14 protein-coding genes and 1 rRNA gene are annotated in these 14,378 nt (G+C 73.1%); 13 read left to right on the top strand and 2 right to left on the bottom strand.

Going from position 1 to position 14,378, the window contains the following annotated elements; translation table 11 throughout:
* From rrf to FFT09_RS05450, 9 genes are all read left to right on the top strand, one after another.
* A 5S ribosomal RNA gene (gene rrf / locus FFT09_RS23510) occupies positions 1-75 on the top strand; the annotation flags it as partial.
* Positions 76-202: 127 nt separating this feature from the next.
* On the top strand, positions 203-1,402 hold the full coding sequence (locus FFT09_RS23210; RefSeq protein WP_244231217.1) for a tetratricopeptide repeat protein: 1,200 nt from the start codon (positions 203-205) through the stop codon (positions 1,400-1,402).
* A complete protein-coding gene (locus tag FFT09_RS05480) occupies positions 1,399-2,403 on the top strand; it encodes an HAD-IIA family hydrolase (protein WP_244231216.1) in 1,005 nt (334 codons plus the stop codon). The genes FFT09_RS23210 and FFT09_RS05480 overlap by 4 nt, the downstream gene beginning before the upstream one ends.
* 50 nt (positions 2,404-2,453) lie before the next feature.
* On the top strand, positions 2,454-2,663 hold the full coding sequence (locus FFT09_RS05475) for a hypothetical protein (protein WP_081190994.1): 210 nt from the start codon (positions 2,454-2,456) through the stop codon (positions 2,661-2,663).
* Between the two features lie 2 nt (positions 2,664-2,665).
* Positions 2,666-3,493, top strand: a complete 828-nt coding sequence (locus FFT09_RS05470) for a TlyA family RNA methyltransferase (protein WP_081190993.1) — start codon at positions 2,666-2,668, stop codon at positions 3,491-3,493.
* On the top strand, positions 3,490-4,413 hold the full coding sequence (locus tag FFT09_RS05465) for an NAD kinase (RefSeq protein WP_024874677.1): 924 nt from the start codon (positions 3,490-3,492) through the stop codon (positions 4,411-4,413). The genes FFT09_RS05470 and FFT09_RS05465 overlap by 4 nt, the downstream gene beginning before the upstream one ends.
* A 39-nt stretch (positions 4,414-4,452) precedes the next feature.
* Entirely contained in the window at positions 4,453-6,267 is a 1,815-nt protein-coding gene (recN, locus tag FFT09_RS05460; RefSeq protein WP_138381977.1) for a DNA repair protein RecN, read from the top strand.
* A gap of 89 nt (positions 6,268-6,356) precedes the next feature.
* Positions 6,357-7,541, top strand: a complete 1,185-nt coding sequence (steA, locus tag FFT09_RS05455) for a putative cytokinetic ring protein SteA (RefSeq protein WP_081190991.1) — start codon at positions 6,357-6,359, stop codon at positions 7,539-7,541.
* Entirely contained in the window at positions 7,538-8,392 is an 855-nt protein-coding gene (locus tag FFT09_RS05450; RefSeq protein ID WP_167305334.1) for a copper transporter, read from the top strand. Before steA ends, FFT09_RS05450 begins: the two co-directional genes overlap by 4 nt.
* A 21-nt stretch (positions 8,393-8,413) precedes the next feature.
* Here FFT09_RS05450 and aroA read toward each other — a convergent pair whose 3' ends face one another.
* The gene (gene aroA, locus FFT09_RS05445; RefSeq protein ID WP_138381975.1) at positions 8,414-9,688 is read right to left on the bottom strand and encodes a 3-phosphoshikimate 1-carboxyvinyltransferase; all 1,275 of its coding nucleotides are present in this window, start codon (positions 9,686-9,688) and stop codon (positions 8,414-8,416) included.
* 86 nt (positions 9,689-9,774) lie between these two features.
* Here aroA and FFT09_RS05440 point away from each other — a divergent pair, with 86 nt between their 5' ends.
* Together FFT09_RS05440 and FFT09_RS05435 are read left to right on the top strand one after the other, a co-directional pair.
* Positions 9,775-11,472 carry a CTP synthase gene (locus FFT09_RS05440; protein ID WP_081190989.1) on the top strand — a complete coding sequence of 566 codons (1,698 nt, stop codon included), beginning with the start codon at positions 9,775-9,777 and terminating at the stop codon, positions 11,470-11,472.
* Complete coding sequence (locus FFT09_RS05435; protein WP_081190988.1) at positions 11,469-12,101, top strand: NUDIX domain-containing protein; 633 nt, start codon at positions 11,469-11,471, stop codon at positions 12,099-12,101. The genes FFT09_RS05440 and FFT09_RS05435 overlap by 4 nt, the downstream gene beginning before the upstream one ends.
* A gap of 13 nt (positions 12,102-12,114) precedes the next feature.
* On the opposite strand, the gene FFT09_RS05430 is transcribed toward FFT09_RS05435, so the two are convergent.
* Entirely contained in the window at positions 12,115-12,618 is a 504-nt protein-coding gene (locus tag FFT09_RS05430; protein ID WP_081190987.1) for a DUF1707 domain-containing protein, read from the bottom strand.
* Positions 12,619-12,677: 59 nt separating this feature from the next.
* On the opposite strand from FFT09_RS05430, the gene FFT09_RS05425 reads away from it, so the two are divergent.
* Both FFT09_RS05425 and xerD read left to right on the top strand, forming a co-directional pair.
* Positions 12,678-13,388 carry an OBAP family protein gene (locus FFT09_RS05425; RefSeq protein WP_081190986.1) on the top strand — a complete coding sequence of 237 codons (711 nt, stop codon included), beginning with the start codon at positions 12,678-12,680 and terminating at the stop codon, positions 13,386-13,388.
* Between the two features lie 48 nt (positions 13,389-13,436).
* Positions 13,437-14,372 (top strand): site-specific tyrosine recombinase XerD, encoded by a 936-nt coding sequence (gene xerD / locus FFT09_RS05420; RefSeq protein ID WP_081191048.1) that lies wholly within the window; start codon positions 13,437-13,439, stop codon positions 14,370-14,372.
* Positions 14,373-14,378 lie beyond the last annotated feature (6 nt).

Here is a 14,378-nt window from a genome sequence, read left to right as displayed (position 1 = left end):
AACCCGGAAGCTAAGCCCACCAGCGCCGATGGTACTGCACCCGAAGGGGTGTGGGAGAGTAGGACACCGCCGAACAACAACACACCGAGGCCCGTCAGGGTTGGTCCGCTGGCCAACACTGACGGGCCTTTCGGTGTGTCCAGGTCCATAGTGGTACGTAGAGCTTCCACGGCGGCGGCACGGGATGCGGGTAGGAGAACAGGTGTCCGAGAACGGTCGGCGCGACGCAGGCGACGGCGGTGGGTCCGCGCGGCCGAACCGTCGGGGCCAGGGCGGCCCGCGCAGGGACGACAAGCGCTCCGGCGAGCGGCGGGGCTCGGCCGGTCACGCCGGTGGTCGCGGCGGTCACAGCGGTCATCGGGACAAAAGCGGCACGGACCGGCGGTCGCGTGACGACACGCGGGGCCGCGGCGCGAGGCCGGGCTCCGAGCGCGATGATCGTCGACGGGACGATCGGCGCGACGGCCGCGGGCGCGACGACCGCCGGGGCGAGCGCCGTGGCGACCGGCGGCAGGACGACCGGCGCCGTGAGGGCCGGGACAGGGACGAGCGGCGCACGGGCGCGGGCGGCCGGAGCGGCGACCGCAACCGGGACGACCGGCGCGGTGACCGCACGCAGCGGCGCCCCGACCGGGACCGCCGCGACAACCGGGGCAGGCAGTCGGACCGCGGCCGTCCCCGGCCCGAGCGAGACGACCGTGCTCCCCGCCGCGAGGACGCTCCCAGCACTCGCAGGGTGCCGGCTCCGGACCTGCCCGCGTCCGCCGAGATCTCGAATCTCGACGCGGAGGCGCGCCGGGAACTGCGGAGCCTGCCGAAGGACCTGGCGGATCGCGTGGGCAAGCACCTCGCCGCCGCCGGTCTGCTCGTGGACCACGACCCGCAGTTCGCGCTGGCGCACGCGCGTTACGCGAAGTCGCAGGCGTCGCGCATTCCCGTCGTGCGGGAGGCGGTCGGGCTGGCCGCCTACCACGCGGGTGAGTGGGCGGAGGCGCTGTCGGAGCTGCGCGCGGTCCGGCGGATGACCCGTGTCGACACCCACGTGGCCGTCATCGCCGACGCCGAGCGCGCGATGGGACGACCTGAGCGCGCCCTCGACCTGGCCAAGGAGGTCAGGCCGGGCACGCTCGCGAAGGACGTCGAGATCGAACTGAAAATCGTCGAAGCCGGCGCTCGCCGTGACCTCGGCCAGCTCGATGCGGCCGTGGTGACGTTGCAGGGCCCTGACCTGAACCCGAGCCACCGCCAACCGTGGAGTCACCGGCTGTTCTACGCCTACGCCGACAATCTCGTCGCGGCAGGGCGTACACCCGAGGCCGTGCGGTGGTTCCTGCACGCCGCCGAAGCCGATCTGGAAGAGGAGACCGACGCCGCCGAGCGCGCCGCGGAGCTGTCGCAGTGACGGTGGCGACCCTGCTCGACCGGCATGACGCCGTGCTGTTCGACCTGGACGGCACGGTCTATCACGGTCACCGGCCCATCCCGGGTGCGGCGGAGGCGGTCGCGCACGTCCGCGACCGGGGACGAGCGGTGCGGTTCGTGACCAACAACGCCGCGAAGTCGCCGGACGCGGTCGTCGAGCATCTCGCCTCGGTCGGCGTCGCGGCGGGCGCCGACGAGGTGAGCACCAGTGCCCAGGCGGCGGCCGCGCTGCTGGGACAGCGGTTGCCCACGGCGGCCGAGGTGCTCGTGGTGGGCACGGAGTCGCTGGTGGCCGAGGTGCGCGCGGTGGGGCTGCATCCGGTGCGCGAACACGGTCCCGGAATCGCCGCCGTGGTGCAGGGACACTCACCGGACACTTGCTGGGCCGACCTGGCCGAAGCCTGCCTGGCCGTGCGCGCCGGTGCGTGGTGGGTGGCGTGCAACGTCGACGCGACGTTGCCCAGCGAGCGCGGGCAGCTGCCCGGAAACGGGGCGATGGTGGCCGCGCTGCGCGCGGCGACCGGTACGGACCCCGATGTGGCTGGCAAACCGGAGGCACCGTTGTTGCGGACGGCGGCCGACGGTGCCGAGGCCCGCAGCCCGCTCGTCGTCGGTGACCGCCTCGACACCGATATCGCGGGTGCCGTGGCGGCGGGTCACCACTCGCTCGTGGTGCTCACGGGCGTGGCGACGGCCACGCAACTGCTGCGGGCCGCACCGGGGGAGCGGCCCGACTATCTGGCGGCCGATCTGACCGCGCTGACCCGCGACGCCGGTCCCGAGGAACTGGAGATCGGTCCGCATCCCGGCTGGCGGATCACCGTCGCCGGGGGGCACGCGACGGTGACCTCCGACGGCGACGGCGATCCCGTCGACCTGATCCGGCACCTGTGTCACCGGGCGTGGTCGGAGCAGGTCACGTCGGTGCGGCCCGGCGATGCCACCGCGGAGCGTGCGCTCGCCTCCTGGGACCTGACGTGAATGTCCGCGTGGTGCGGCGGCGCACGACGGCGATCGGTTAGCGTTGAGGCGTGCACGCAGAGACTGATCCGGCACCGCGGCCGGTTCCCGGACCGCCGCCGGGACACGCGCCTGCGGGCGCCGACGCCCGCGCCGCCATCGACCAGGCCGTCGCCGGGCTCGACGGCCTCGATGAGCTGACCCCGGCCGAGCACGTGGAACGTTTCGACGCCGTGCATACCGCGCTCGCCGTGGCCCTGTCCAGCATCGACAAGGTGTAGCCGTGCCGAAACGGGCTCGACTCGATGCCGAGCTGGTGCGCCGCGGTCTGGCCCGATCGCGGGAGCACGCCAGCACACTCATCACCGACGGCAGGGTGACCGTACGCGGGCTGGTCGCCGCCAAGGCGGCCACCGGGGTGGAAGCCGACGCCGCGATCGTCGTGCGCACCGGGGACGACCCCGGCTGGGCCTCACGCGGGGCCCGCAAACTGCTGGGAGCGCTGGAGGAGTTCACGCCGCACGGGCTCGTGGTGCGGGGCACCCGGTGCCTCGACGCGGGCGCGTCCACCGGCGGGTTCACCGATGTGCTGCTGCGCGAGGGCGCCGCCTCGGTCGTCGCGGCGGACGTGGGACGCGGGCTGCTGGACTGGCGCCTGCGCACGGACGAGCGGGTCGTGGTGCTCGACCGGACGAACGTCCGATCGCTGACGGCGGAGGCGATCGGGGGCCCCGTGGACCTCGTCGTCGCCGACCTGTCGTTCATCTCGCTGCGGTTGGTGCTGCCCGCTCTGGCGTCCTGCGCCGCCGAGGGAGCCGACCTGCTGCCCATGGTGAAACCCCAGTTCGAGGTCGGCAGGGAACGGCTCGGCAGTGGCGGTGTCGTCCGCGATCCCGGACTGCGGGCCGAGGCGGTGCTCGGCGTCCTCGCCGAGGCGGCGGCGTGCGGCCTGCGGACGGCGGGCGTGGTCGCCAGCCCGCTGCCGGGCCCTTCGGGCAATGTGGAGTACTTCGCGTGGTTGCGCAAGGACTCCGGTCCGGTCGAGCCGGACGAGTCGGCCAGTCAGCGCGACGAGATGGTGCGCAACGCGGTGAGGAAGGGGCCGTCGTGACCGAGCCAGGCCACCGGGAGGTCCTGCTGATCGTGCATCCCGACCGCGACACCACGCGGGAGGCGGCGAGCGAGGTCGCGGTGCGGCTCGCCACCGCCGGGATCGGGCTGCGGGTGCTGGACGACGAGGTGCGCAAGCTGGTCGAGCCGATCGGTGAGGTCCTGCCGTGCGCGGTGATCGCCCCGTCGGACGACCCGGCGCGGGACGCGGAGCTGGTACTCGTGCTCGGCGGCGACGGCACGCTGCTGCGCGCGGCGGAACTGGCGCGCCCCGCCGGGGTACCGGTGCTGGGAGTGAATCTCGGGCGGATGGGCTTTCTGACCGAGGCCGACTACCACGCGCTCGGCGACACGGTGGACCGGGTGGTGTCGCGGCGCTACCGCATCGAGGAACGGATGACGGTGGACGTCACGGTGCTGCTCGGGGACACCGTGGTGGCGCGCACGTGGGCGCTGAACGAGGCGAGCGTCGAGAAGTGCTCCCGCGAGCGGATTCTCGACGCGCTCATCGAGGTCGACGGCAGGCCGGTCTCGTCGTTCGGCTGCGACGGGGTGCTGTGCTCCACCCCCACCGGGTCCACCGCGTACGCGTTCTCGGCCGGCGGTCCGGTGGTGTGGCCCGACGTCGAGGCGCTGTTGGTGGTGCCCAGCAACGCGCACGCCATGTTCTCGCGCCCGCTCGTCGTGTCCCGCTCCTCCGTGATCACGGTGAATGTCGACCCCGACGGTTCCCCCGCGGTGCTGACCTGCGACGGTCTGCGGCACATCGACCTCGAACCGGGCGCTCGCGTGCGAGTGGTCGCCGGTACGGTGCCGGTGCGCCTGGCGCGGCTGTGGGACGGGCCGTTCACGGACCGGCTGGTCCACAAGTTCTCGTTGCCGGTCACTGGCTGGCGGGAACGGCACGCCCGGCAGCCCTAGGCCGCCGCGCTGTCGCGGGTTGCCGCTACGGTGGTTGGCGTGCTGGCCGAGATGCGTATCCAGGGCCTCGGGGTCATCGACGAGGCCGCGCTCGAACTGCACCCCGGATTCACGGTGGTCACCGGGGAGACCGGGGCGGGCAAGACGATGGTCGTCACCGGCCTGCACCTGTTGTCGGGCGGGCGGTCCGACGCCACCAAGGTGCGGGCGGGGGCGGCGAAGGCGATCGTGGAGGGCCGGTTCGCCGGGGTGACCGGGGAGCAGGCGCTGCGAGTCCTGTCCGATGCGGGCGCGGACGCCGACGAGGACGGCAGCGTGATCGCCGCGCGGTCGGTGTCCGCCGACGGGCGTTCCCGGGCACACCTGGGAGGCAGGTCCGTGCCGGTCGGGGTGCTGGGTGAGCTCGCGGAACAGGTGCTGGCGGTCCACGGTCAGAACGACCAGCTACGGCTGTTGCGTCCCGTGGAGCAGCGGGCCGTCCTCGATCGCTTCGCGGGCGAGGACGTCGCGGTGCCGCTCGCCGAATACCGGGCGGCCCGGCAGGAGTGGCTCGCGGTGGCGCGGGAGCTGGACGAGCGGCGCACGCGCTCACGTGAGCTCGCCCAGCAGGCGGACCTGCTGCGGCACGGACTGACCGAGATCGAGGCGGTGAACCCGGTGCCCGGCGAGGACACCGAGCTGACCGAGCAGGTGAAGCGCCTTGCCGCGGCGGACGAGCTGCGCGACACGGTGACGGCAGCGCAGCTCGCGGTCACCGGAGCGGCCGACGGTGATCCCGACGCGCCGGGGGCACTCGGCCTGCTCGCCGAGGCGCGGCGCAGGCTCGGCGGAGCCGACGACGACACCCTGCGGGAGTTCGAACCGCGACTGGCGGAGGCGTCGGTACTGCTCGGGGAGGTGGGCAGCGAGCTGACCAGCTACCTCGACACCCTCGACGCGGACCCGCAGCGGCTGGAGACCCTGCTCGCGCGCCAGGCGGAGTTGAAGCAGCTCACCCGCAAGTACGCGGCCGACGTGGACGGGGTGCTCGCCTGGGCCGAGGACGCCCGCGCCCGGCTGGCCGGAATGGACACCTCGGAGGAGGCACTCGACGAACTGGCGGCGCGGCGCGACGCGCTCGCCGGTGCGGTGGCGGGGCACGCGGCCGACCTTTCGGCCGCGCGCACGACCGCGGCGGCCGAGCTCGGAGAGCGCATCAGCGCGGAGCTGGCGGGGCTCGCGATGGGGCAGGCGTCGATCGAGATCACCGTGCGGGGCAGGGAGGCGGCGCCGGAGGACGCGACCGCGATCACCGTGGCGGGACAGGTCCTGGCCGCGGGGCCGGACGGGGTCGACGACGTGGAACTGCTGTTGCGAGCCCACGCGAAGGCGCAGCCACTGCCGGTACACAAGGCGGCCTCGGGCGGCGAACTGTCTCGGGTGATGCTCGCGGCGGAGGTGGTGCTGGCCCACGCCGACACCGTGGCCACGCTTGTATTCGACGAGGTGGACGCCGGGGTCGGGGGCCGCGCCGCCGTCGAGATCGGTCGCAGGCTCGCCCGGCTCGCCCGCACCCACCAGGTGCTGGTGGTGACCCATCTTCCCCAAGTGGCGGCGTTCGCGGACCGGCATTTGGTGGTCGACAAGGGCACCGACGACGGGGTGACCAGCAGCGGAGTGCGCAGTCTCGACCGGGAGGAGCGGGTCACCGAGCTGGCCCGGATGCTCGCCGGGCTCGACGACACCGAGACCGGCCGGGCCCATGCGGAGGAGTTGCTGGGTGCGGCCGAGCGGTTCATCGCCGAGGCTGCGGGGCGGGGGCGTTCGGAGGGCCGTCGGAGACCGTCCCGTCGGCGCCGGAAAGAGGGCGCCTGAGCGGGGGCGCCGCCCGTCCCGGGTGAACCGGGAGGCCGTCGCGGCGTGGCGGACACCGGTGGCCAGCGAAATTTGTCACCATCCTGCGCATGAAATTCACCGGTCTGCTCTCCCGGTCCACTCCCGCTCCGCCCGGCGTCGTCGGCACCGCGCGGGTCGACCGCCGGATACGGGACGTGGTGAGACGGGTCGGGCCCGGGGACATCGCGGTGATCGACCACGTGGACCTCGACCGCGCGAGCGCCGACGCGCTCGTGAAGGCGGGAGTCGCGGCTGTCGTCAACGCCGCACCCTCCATTTCGGGCCGCTACCCCAATCTCGGTCCCGAGGTGCTGCTCAAGGCGGAGATTCCGCTGATCGACCACGCGGGCGGTGACCTGCTGCATCGTGTCAGGGACGGCAGCAAGGTCCGGGTACACGAGGCAAGCGTGTACTCGGGACGCCGCGAGGTCGCGAAGGGCATCGTGCAGACCGCCGAGAGCGTGGCGGACCAGATCGTGGAGGCGCGGGCCGGGATGTCCGCGCAGCTGGAGGCGTTCTCGGCGAACACCATCGAGTTCCTGCGACGGGAGCGCAGCCTCATCCTCGACGGGGTGGGCGTGCCGAAGCTGCGGGTGCCGCTGGACGACCGGCATGTGGTGGTCGTGGCCTCCGGCGTTGGGCACGCCGAGGACCTGCGGGCCCTGCGCACCTACATCCGGCACCATCGTCCCGTGCTCGTCGGGGTGGAGGGTGCGGCGGACACGATGAAACAACTCGGGTTCGTGCCCGACATCGTGGTCGGCGATCCGAGCGTGGTGGAAGCGGCGACGGTGCGCGCGGCCTCGGAGGTGGTGGTGCCCGCGCAGCCCGACGGGCACGCGCCCGGCGTGGAGCGGGTGCAGGACCTCGGCATCGGTGCCGTGACGTTTCCGGCCTCGGCCAACCCGGAGGACCTCGCGCTGCTGCTCGCGGACACCCATGGGGCGGCCCTGGTGGTGACCGTGGGGTTCCAGGCCACTCTGAGAGAGTTCCTCGACAGCGGCCGGTCCGGCTCCAATCCGTCCACGTTCCTCACCCGGCTGAAGCTGGGGACGAAGGTGGTGGACGGCAGGGCGGTGGCGACCCTGCATCGCCACCGCGTTCCGGTCCTGGCGCTGGTGCTGCTCGTGCTGGGCGCGCTCGCGGTCGTGGTAGTGGCGTTGCTGTTGTCCGGCACCGCGTCGGCCTACGTGGACGAAGCCGCGAAACTGTGGGACTCGGTGGCGGGCTGGGTGACAGGGTGGTTCTCGTGAGGTCGCCCCGGTGGGGACTTGTGCCGGTGGCGGCCGTGGTGCTCGCGTTCGCCGCCGGGCTCGGAATCGGTGCGACGGCCCTGCACGGCAGCGCTTTGTCGTCGCTGGCAGCGGATCGCGACTCACTGGCCGACCGAATCCGGCTAGTATCGGCCGAGCGTGACGCCGTCCGCGAGCGGGTGGCCGAGCTGCGGAGGACCATGACCGAGGTCGCACCGTCCGTCGTGGACGGCACGCTGGCCGGTCGCACCGTCGTCCTCGTCGACACACCGGATGTGGCGGAGCCGGCGCGCACCGCGATGAGAGACCTGTTGGAGGCGGCGGGCTCGACCGTCACCGGTGAGGTGCGGCTGACGTCGGACTTCACCGGGATCGGGCAGACCGACCAGCTTCGCGACCTCGCGACCACGCTGCAACCCGCCGGAGTGCGCCTGCCCGTCGGCGGGGAGCCGGGTTCGCTCGCCGGTGCGCTGCTGGGTTCGGTGCTGTTGCTGGATGCGCCGAGCGGGCAGGAGCAGGCGACCGAGCAGGAGCGTCGGGACGTGCTGGCGGCACTGCGCCACGCAGGTTTCCTCACCGACCGCCCGGGCGGTAGCGCCGATGCGGTCGAACCCGCGGAGTTGGCCGTGGTGCTGGCCGGTGCGGAGCCGGGCGCGGAGCCGACGCGGTGGCTGTCGCGTTTCGCGGAGCAACTGGACCGGGCGGGCGGTGGCGCGGTGCTCGCGGGTCCGGGTTCGCCGGGCTCACCGGGTGACGGGGAACCGGGCGCCGAGCCGCCCAGGGTGGCGAGTGCGGCCACGCCGGAGGGCAGGCTGTCCGCCGTACTCGCGCTGCGGCAGCGGTCGGGCTGAACGGTCCCCGGTTCGGACGCCTCAGCGCGCGGTCAGCACGCCCTCCCAGTCCGGCACGAACCCGGGATAGGTCTTGCCGACCGTGGCCGGGTTCTCGACGGTCACGCCCGGTACGCGCAGAGCCAGGACCGCTCCGGCCATGACGAGCCGGTGGTCGTCGTAGGTGTGGAACACCCCACCGTGCAGCGGTGCCGGGCGAATCCGCAGGCCGTCCTCGGTCTCGGTGACGTCGCCGCCCAGCGCGGACAGTTCCGTGGCCAGCGCGGCGAGCCGGTCGGTCTCGTGGCCCCTGAGGTGCGCGACTCCCCGGATCTCGGACGGGCCGTCGGCGCAGCACAGCAGCGCCGCGACCACCGGAGTGAGCTCACCGACCTCGTGGAGGTCGAGCGTGGCCCCGGTGACGGAGCCGGTACCGGTGACGGTCAGCCCGTCGCCGGAGAGAACCGCGCTGCCGCCGAGCTCGGTGACGAGGCTGCGCAGCCAGTCGCCGGGCTGGGTGGTGGCGGTGGGCCAGCCCTCGACCCGGACGGTGCCGCCGGTGAGCAGTGGCGCGACGACGAACGGGGCGGCGCTGGACAGGTCCGGTTCCACCGTGTACTCGGCCAGCGACAGCGTCGCGGGCGGGACGTGGAACCGGTCGCCGTCGCGCTCGGGGGCCGCACCGAAGCGGCGCAGCATGTCGAGGGTCATGGCGATGTGCGGCTCGCTGGGCGTGCGGCCCCGCAGCCGCACGGTGACGCCGCGTTCGAACGCCGGGGCCGACAGCAGCAACGCCGAGAGGAACTGGCTCGACGCCGACGAGTCGATGTCCACGTCGCCGCCCGCGAGCCCGCCGTGGCCGCGCACGGTGAACGGGACCGTGCCCCTGCCGTCGTCGTCGATGTCCGCGCCGAGCGCGACGAGCGCCCGCAGCAGCGGCCCGACCGGCCTGCGCCGGATCGCGGGATCGCCGTCGAAGTGGACGGACCGCGCGCCCAGCGCGGCCAGCGGCGGCGTGAACCGGGCCACGGTACCCGCGTTGCCCAGCGCGACAGTGACGTCACCGTCACCCCTGGTCAGCGGCCGGAGCCGGACGCCGTGCGGCAGCGTCTCGGAGTCGGCGCCGAGCCGGCCGAGCGCCGAGAGCATCAGCCGTGCGTCCCGGGAGTCCAGCGGATCACGGACCAGCGTGTCGCCCGAGGACAGCGCGGCCAGGACGAACGCGCGGTTCGTGATCGATTTGGATCCGGGCACCCGGACCACGGCGTCGATCGGGCCGTCGGCCGTCGGTGCGGCCCAGGTGTTCTGCTCGCCCACGCACTCACTCTCCCACAACAGCGCCCCGAGCCACGCCGGGCGGCCTTCGGGCACGTTCGTCCGGCGGTGCGATAAGGTGGAAGCCCGTGGGACTTCAGCCGCGGACAACCAAGTACGTCTTTGTCACCGGAGGCGTTGCCTCCTCCCTGGGTAAGGGGCTCACCGCCTCCAGCCTGGGCCAGCTCCTCACGGCCCGCGGGCTCCGGGTCACGATGCAGAAGCTCGACCCCTACCTCAACGTGGACCCCGGAACGATGAACCCGTTCCAGCACGGCGAGGTGTTCGTCACCGAGGACGGCGCGGAGACCGACCTCGACATCGGTCACTACGAGCGCTTCCTCGACCGCAACCTCTCGGGCACCGCCAACGTCACGACCGGCCAGGTGTACTCGTCCGTGATCGCCAAGGAGCGGCGCGGGGAGTACCTGGGTGACACGGTGCAGGTGATCCCGCACATCACCGACGAGATCAAGTCCCGGGTCATGGCGCTGGCCGTCGACGACGGCAGCGGTGCCACCCCCGACGTGGTCATCACCGAGGTCGGCGGCACGGTGGGCGACATCGAGTCGCTGCCGTTCCTGGAGGCGTGCCGCCAGGTCCGCCACGACGTCGGCCGGGACAACTGCTTCTTCCTCCACGTGTCGCTCGTGCCGTACCTGGCCCCGTCCGGCGAGTTGAAGACGAAGCCCACCCAGCACTCCGTCGCCGCGCTGCGCAACATCGGTATCCAGCCCGACGCGCTGGTGTGCCGCGCCGACCGGCCGCTGTCGGACGACGTGAAGCGCAAGATCGGTCTCATGTGCGACGTGGAGAACGAGGCCGTCATCGCGTGCCCCGACGCGCCGTCGATCTACGACATCCCCAAGGTGCTGCACCGGGAGGCGCTCGACGCCTACGTGGTGCGCAGGCTGGGCCTGCCGTTCCGGGACGTGGACTGGACGGTGTGGGGCGACCTGCTCGACCGCGTGCACAACCCGACGGAGACCGTCCGGGTGGCGGTCGTGGGCAAGTACATCGACCTGCCCGACGCCTACCTGTCGGTGACGGAGGCACTGCGGGCGGGCGGGTTCGCCCACCGCGCCAAGGTCGAGATCGTGTGGGTGCCCTCCGACGAGGCCACGACCGAGTCGGGCGCGGCGGCGGCCTTGTCCGATGTGGATGGTGTGCTGGTGCCGGGCGGCTTCGGTGTGCGCGGGATCGAGGGCAAGATCGGCGCCATCCGCTACGCGCGGACGCACGACATTCCGGTGCTCGGGCTCTGCCTCGGCCTGCAGTGCATGGTGATCGAGGCGGCCCGGGGGCTGGCGGGTATCGGCGACGCCAACTCCGCCGAGTTCGACGAGAACACCCCGAACCCGGTCATCTCCACGATGACCGACCAGAAGGACGTCGTCGCGGGGGAACGCGACATGGGCGGCACCATGCGGCTCGGCGCGTACCCGGCCAAGCTCGTCGCGGGCTCGCAGGTCGCGGAGGCGTACGGGACCAAGGAGGTCTCGGAGCGGCACCGGCACCGCTACGAGGTGAACAACGCCTACCGCAAGCGGCTCGCCGACGCGGGACTCGTGTTCTCCGGTGTCTCACCGGACGATCGTCTCGTGGAGTTCGTGGAGCTGCCGAAGGAGGAGCACCCCTTCTTCGTGGGCACGCAGGCGCATCCCGAGCTGAAGTCGCGGCCGACGCGCCCGCACCCGCTGTTCGGCGCGTTCGTGCGTGCGGTGGTCGCCTACCGCACCGCCGAGCGGCTGCCCGTGGAGCTGCCCGAGAAGGCGGCCGCGCGGTGACCGCTCCGGGCGGGCACGAGTTCACCGTCACCGCCTCCCGCGACGTCCACATCGGACGTGTGGTGGGGCTGCGGGTGGACGAGGTGGTGATGCCGGGCGGTGGCACGGCATCCCGGGAGGTCGTGGAGCACCTCGGTGCGGTGGCGGTGTGCGCACTGGACGACGAGGGCGCGGTGACGCTGGTACACCAGTACCGCCACCCGCTCGGTGACCGGTTGTGGGAGCTGCCCGCGGGACTGCTCGACCACGACGGTGAGGACGCGGTGACGGCCGCCCGCCGGGAGCTCGTCGAGGAGGCGGGCATCGAGGCGCGGCGGTGGGACACACTGGTGGACATCGCGGCCTCGCCCGGCTTCACCGACGAGGTGGTGCGGGTGTTCCTCGCCCGCGACCTGGTGCGGGTCGACCGTCAGGTCCACGGCGAGGAGGAGGCAGACCTGGTGGTGGACGCCGTCCCGCTGGAGCGGGCCGTGCGCATGGCTCTGTCCGGCGAGATCGTCAACGGGGCCACGGTGGGCGGGCTGCTCGCGGCACACGCCGTGCTGACCGGTGGGGAGGAGGTCGCACCCAGGTCGCCGGACGCTCCGTGGCGGCACCGGCCGACCCGCTTCGCGGCGCGGGAGCGGTGAGCGGCCCGCTCGGTCAGTTCAGGCGGCGGCCCCGGCCGTCGGTGCCGCCGTGGATCAGCAGCAGGATGCCGTCGACCACCGGCCAGATCGCGCCGAGGCCGAAGGTCAGCACGGTGACGATGAGCTGGAGGAGTGCCAGCCGGGTATGGCCGCTGTAGAAGCGGCCGATGCCGCAGGGCAGCACGATCTGGAGGACCCCCGCGGCGACGGCCGAGCGGTCCGACACCTCCGCGGCTTCCATTCCCGCCGGTGGTGCGGGCGTGGGCGTGGTCGTCGCCGCGGCGGCAGCGGTGCCTGGTTCGCCGTCGGTCAGGTAGGGCGGGTGTGGCGCGGGCAGGTCGCCGAACAGCGGGCGCACGTCCCGGCGCGTGCGCGCGGCCAGCGCCCGGCCCGCCCGATCCTCGTACTCCTCGACGCTCAGCCGTCCCTGCGCGAAATGGTCGGACAGCAGGCGCGTGGCCAGGTCCCGTTCGGCCGTGCCGATGCGGAGGTCGTCCGTGTCCGTCCCACCGTTCATGCCGACAACGGTACCGATCGGACGTTTCGCGCCGGGCGCGTCCGTCAACGCTGTCGGGCATGAACGCGACGATCCCACCCAGGCACGCGCCCCGCCGGCCCGCGGGACAGGACAAGAGCGGCTGGCTCGCGGTGCTGGAGCAGGGTGCCAACGTGCTGCAGTCGAGTGGCCCCCTGCCGGGCTTCGACGTGTACGTGGTGGGGCTGCACTGTGCGAAGAACGACCCCGCGATGCAGATGGAGGCGCATCACTACTGCCGGGTCGTGAACGAGGACTTCCTGCAGTGCGTGATCTTCGACGGCAACACGGCCGACGCGAACCTGATCGGGGTCGAGTACATCGTCTCGGGCGGGTTGTTCGAGACGCTGGACGAGGCGGAAAGCGGGTACTGGCATCCGCACAACTACGAGGTCCTGTCGGGCCAGCTCGCGGCCCCCGGGCTGCCCGCCGTGGCGGAGAAGGCCCTGATGAAGCAGCTGATGAACAGCTACGGCAAGACGTGGCACACCTGGCACACCGGCCGCCACGACGGGGAGCCCGGCGACGCCCTGCCGCGGGGCGAGGCGACGCTGATGTGGTCGTTCAACCGCGACGGCGAGGCCGACGAGAGCCTGTCGCTGAACCGGGACGAGGCCATGCGGCTGGACACGGCGGGCAAGCGTGACCACCGGCACGACCTGGTGGGGCTCGCCCGCCCGCAACACGGTGTCGACACGCTGCGGGACGCGTTCCGGGGCACGACGCCCGTGGAGGGAGTCCTCAACGCCTGAACCGTGTTGATCACCGGGCGCGCCGCTTCGCTGCCCTACAGTGGGCGTGTGGCAGAGGCCGGTGATCGTGAGCTTCGCGAGGTCGTGGCGGCGTACGTGGATCACCTGGTGGTGGAGCGGGGCACGGCGCGAAACACGGTCGACGGCTATGCCCGGGACCTGCGGCGTTACCTGGCCCACCTCGCGGACGCCGGGGTGAGCGGGGTGCGCCAGATCGGTCCCGACCACGTCGTCGGCTTCGCGGTGGCCCTGCGGCGCGGGGGCGCCGACCGGCCGCCGCTGGCCCCGTCGTCGGCCGCGCGGGCGCTGTCGGCCGTGCGGGGGTTGCACCGGTTCGCGCACGCCGAGGGCTGGACCGAGACCGACCCCGCACGCGAGGTGCGACCGCCGTCCCCGGCCCGGCGGCTGCCCAAGGCGCTGCCCGTGCCCGACGTCGTGCGCCTGCTCGACGTCCCGGCCGGTGAGGACGCGCGAGCGCTGCGGGACCGTGCCCTCCTGGAACTGCTGTACTCCACCGGCGCCCGGATCTCCGAGGCGACCGGACTGGACGTCGACGACGTCGACCACGCGGAGCGCACCGTGGTCCTCGACGGCAAGGGCGGTCGCCAGCGACTGGTGCCGGTAGGCCGTCCCGCGCTGGCCGCGCTCGACGCCTACCTGGTGCGCGCGCGGCCCGCGCTCGCGGCGAAGGGACGGGGCACGGGCGCGGTCTTCCTCAACGCGCGGGGCGGGCGGCTGTCGCGCCAGGGCGCCTGGCAGGTGCTGAAAGCGGCGGCGGAACGGGCCGGGATCTCCGCGGCGGTGTCGCCGCACACCCTGCGCCACTCGTTCGCCACGCACCTGCTGGAAGGCGGCGCCGACGTCCGGGTGGTGCAGGAGCTGCTGGGCCATGCGTCGGTCACCACGACGCAGGTGTACACACTGGTCACCGTGAACACGCTGCGTGAGGTGTACGCGACGTCGCACCCCCGCGCTCTGGGCTGAGCGAGG

It is taken from the genome of Saccharomonospora piscinae (assembly GCF_005862235.1).
GTDB classification, from domain to species: Bacteria; Actinomycetota; Actinomycetes; order Mycobacteriales; family Pseudonocardiaceae; genus Saccharomonospora; species Saccharomonospora piscinae.
The sequence above is the reverse complement of the archived record's forward strand: the minus strand, read 5'-3'. Positions and strand labels throughout refer to the sequence as shown.